This is a genomic window from Actinosynnema sp., assembly GCF_052038725.1.
Window position 1 is genome coordinate 1 of the sequence record NZ_JBQGCX010000326.1, and the last position, 2,355, is coordinate 2,355.

A 2,355-nucleotide genomic window follows, 5' to 3' on the forward strand; every position below is an offset into this window, starting at 1 on the left:
GATGTCCTCGTTGTAGAAGGGGACGTCGGCGCTGCCCTCGTAGAGGTCGATGTCGAGGCCCTCGGGGGAGAGCTTGACGGCGGTCTCGGCGAGCTGGCGGTTGTGCGAGGCCGCGCGGAGGCTGCCGACGAACGCGAGGACGCGTGCAGACATCTGAGGTTCTCCTGGGTGGTGCAGCGTGGGGGTCAACCGGACCACGGTCCGGTTGGTGGTGCTTGAACGTTCTACCACCTATCCGGACCGCAGTCCACTTCTGCCCCGATGGCGTTAACCTGGCCACATGAGCACCCCTACCGGACCGGTGCGCATCGACGTGGAGCCGGTAACCGGAGAGCCACGACTGCGCGCCGACGCCGCGCGCAACCGGGCGCGCCTGCTGGAGGCCGCCGCGCTGCTGGTGGACGAGCACGGCGCGGCCAACCTGACGATGGACGCGGTGGCCAGCGCCGCCTGCGTCGGCAAGGGCACGGTGTTCCGGCGCTTCGGCGACCGCACCGGCCTGCTGCTGGCCCTGCTGGACCGCAGCGAGCAGCGGCTCCAGGCGGCCTACCTGGCCGGACCGCCGCCCCTGGGGCCTGGCGCGGGCGCGGCCGAGCGGCTGCACGCCTTCGGGCCCGCCGTGCTGCGGCACGAGCACGGCGACCGGGACCTGTACCTGGCCGCCGAGACCGACCCCGACCGGCGCTACGCGGTGCCCGGTCAGCGGTTGCGGCAGACCCACCTGGTGGTGCTGCTGCGGGAGGCGGGCGCGGGCGGTGACCTGACGCTGCACGCGGTCACGCTGATGGGGTACCTGGAGATCGGGTTGGTGAACCACCTGCGGACCACGCGCGGCATGAGCCAGAAGCGCCTCGAAGCGGGGTGGCACGATCTCGTGGGCCGCCTGCTCGGCACGATCAGGTGAAAGATCGGCGCTCGGCGGGTTCAGGTGGCGCGTCGTCGGCGAGGGGGTTGTCGTGAGCAGGTGGTTCAGCCAGGTGGACGTGTTCGCGGGGACGTCCCTGCGCGGCAACCCGGTGGCCGTGGTCGGGGACGCCGAGGGCCTGTCGGACGCGGAGCTGGCCCGGTTCGCGCGCTGGACGAACCTGTCCGAGACGGTCTTCCTGCTGCCCCCGACCGGACCTGCGGACTACCGGGTGCGGATCTTCACCCCCTCGGGCGAACTTCCCTTCGCCGGGCACCCGACGCTGGGCGCGTGCCACGCCTGGGCCGAGCGGTTTGGTGCGGACAAGCCCGTTGTCACCCAGGAGTGCGAGGCGGGCCTGGTCCGGGTGCGGAGGACCGAGGGCGGTCTGGCCTTCGCCGCTCCCCCGCTGACCCGGTCCGGCCCGGTCGACGCGGACCTGCGCGCGCACCTGGCCGAGGCGCTGGACGTGCCGGTGGTCGACGCCGCGCACGTGGACAACGGCCCCGGCTGGATCGCGGTGCTGGCGCCGGACGCGGGTTCGGTGCTGGGCGCGCGCGTCCCGACCGCGCGGGAACTGGCGGACGCCCCGGCGCTCGGCCTGGTCGGCCCGCACCCGCCCGGCTCGCCGCACCTGGTGGAGGTGCGGGCGCTGTTCGTGGAGGGCGACCGGGTGACCGAGGACCCGGTGACCGGCAGCCTGAACGCCGGGGTGGCCCGCTGGCTGGTGGACACCGGCCGCGCGCCCGACCGGTACGCCGCGCACCAGGGGACGGTGGTCGGGGCGGACGGGCACGTGCTGGTGGAGCGGGACGCCGACGACGAGCTGTGGATCGGCGGCGCGACGACCACCGTCGTCACCGGCCACGTGGCGCTGGACTAGATCACCCGAAAGTGCGATGCCGATTCGCCCCCGATCCCGCCCGAGCCAGTCGCGGTTCGGGAACAATGGGACGTGCGAGGTGATCGCGGCTCGCTTGCGCCCGACCTGGCCGACCCGGACCTGGCCACCGGGGCGCTTCACCCTGCCCTCGCCACTGCGCAGGCACCGGTCCTGACACGATCTTCGTCATGCGCCCCGTGCTGCTGCTCGACGTGGACGGCCCGCTGAACCCGTTCGCGGCAGGCGCTGACGCGAAACCACCGGGCTTCGTCGAGCACCGCTTCCGGTTGCGCGGCTGGAGCAGGCGGCGCCCGCTGCGGATGTGGTTCAACCCCGACCACGGGGCGGCCCTGCTCGACGCGGCGGGTGACGCCGAGCTGGTCTGGGCCACCACCTGGGGGCACCAGGCGAACACGGTGGTCGGTCCGGCGATCGGCCTGCCGAACCTGCGGGTGGTCGAGTGCGGGAGCACCGGCGGTGGCTGGAAGTACGACGCCGTGGCCCGGTTCGCTTGGCAGCGCCCGCTGGTGTGGCTGGACGACGACTTCGACCTGCACCCGACGGCGCG

At 73.6% G+C, this 2,355-nt stretch carries 3 protein-coding genes and 1 pseudogene; 3 read left to right on the forward strand and 1 reads right to left on the reverse strand.

Going from position 1 to position 2,355, the window contains the following annotated elements:
* The coding region (locus ACTUAL_RS06485) for an NADPH-dependent FMN reductase (protein ID WP_440899607.1) at nucleotides 1-153 on the reverse strand (153 nt) is incomplete at its 3' end.
* Nucleotides 154-280: 127 nt separating this feature from the next.
* Between ACTUAL_RS06485 and ACTUAL_RS06490 the strand changes: the two genes are divergently transcribed.
* The 3 genes and pseudogenes from ACTUAL_RS06490 to ACTUAL_RS06500 form a co-directional block, all read left to right on the forward strand.
* Entirely contained in the window at nucleotides 281-904 is a 624-nt protein-coding gene (locus ACTUAL_RS06490; RefSeq protein WP_096493652.1) for a TetR/AcrR family transcriptional regulator, read from the forward strand.
* Nucleotides 905-956: 52 nt separating this feature from the next.
* Nucleotides 957-1,787 carry a PhzF family phenazine biosynthesis protein gene (locus tag ACTUAL_RS06495; protein ID WP_440899606.1) on the forward strand — a complete coding sequence of 277 codons (831 nt, stop codon included), beginning with the start codon at nucleotides 957-959 and terminating at the stop codon, nucleotides 1,785-1,787.
* 188 nt (nucleotides 1,788-1,975) lie between these two features.
* Nucleotides 1,976-2,355, forward strand: a pseudogene (locus ACTUAL_RS06500) (hypothetical protein); the annotation flags it as partial.